The following is a 945-nucleotide window of genomic DNA, read 5'->3' as shown; positions in this document are numbered from 1 at the left end:
GTGGAATCGAGAAACCGCGTAGAACAAGATCGACGGATAAAACTCAGACTTGGATCAAGAAGTTTTCAGACTACCTTGCCGACCAGAAGGCTCTACTTAAAACAGTGGAGCAGAAGCCTGATCAGGCTAAGAAGACAAGAGGGAAACGTAATAAGACGCACACCTTCTGGTCCGACGATAGGAAGCTGTTCGTCTTCGAACCGAGGTACGGGACGAAGCAGGTCAACGTGCGGCCGGGCATGAATCAGGTCACCGCCGTCAGCGTTGATGAGATGCAGGTCAGGATCGATAAGCTCGTTCAGCTTACGAAGAACGGCGACCTCAATGCTGCTCTCGAAGAAGCTGCGGCACGACCGGCGCGGGATAAGGTTGCTCCCGCAGAAGGCGAATCCGTTACCCCGGCCAAAGGGAAGGCGAAGGCGTAAAGTCTCCCATGTGCCGCCCGGAAAACCGCAGATTCCCCTCTGCAATGGCGGAATTCCGGGCGGTGTAGTTATACCTTCTGAGTACCTACTTCTTAGACCTAAACTCACACTCAAAACCCTCATACATCTTCAACACGAACTTACCCCACAGCCATCCGTAACCATCTCCGAATTTCACTGGAAGATCATCAAGACCTCCAGTCGAGTATTCCAGACGACGCTTGTAAGAGTATGAGTACAAGTTGATGATGGAATTCGTGACGGGTTTCTTGGCGTGTAGCCCCTTGACCTGCGTCTGCCACTTGCCGGTCCAGATTCCCTGCACCCCGCGGCGTAGCTCGTCGGCAGAAGTCTCTCCGTCAAGCTCGTCCGAGAACGCCACGACGAAGTGCGTGTGCACGATCAGGTAGCGCTCATCCTCGGCCAAGGGCCCCATATCGCATCCCATGCTCGCCCGCGTCGCGCGCTGATGTCCCTCCGGGTCGCTCTCTCGCTCAGGTTCACGTCCGTAGAACCCGCG

At 55.4% G+C, this 945-nt stretch carries 2 protein-coding genes; one reads left to right on the top strand and one right to left on the bottom strand.

The annotated features are described in order from the left end of the window. The coding region (locus C1631_RS24255; protein WP_165828367.1) for a hypothetical protein at nt 1–425 on the top strand (425 nt) is incomplete at its 5' end. 85 nt (nt 426–510) lie between these two features. On the opposite strand, the gene C1631_RS24250 is transcribed toward C1631_RS24255, so the two are convergent. Then, the coding region (locus C1631_RS24250; RefSeq protein ID WP_165828366.1) for a hypothetical protein at nt 511–945 on the bottom strand (435 nt) is incomplete at its 5' end.

It is taken from the genome of Chryseobacterium phosphatilyticum, from assembly GCF_002899825.2.
GTDB lineage: Bacteria > Bacteroidota > Bacteroidia > Flavobacteriales > Weeksellaceae > Chryseobacterium > Chryseobacterium phosphatilyticum.
This window is presented reverse-complemented; position numbering and strand designations above follow the sequence as displayed.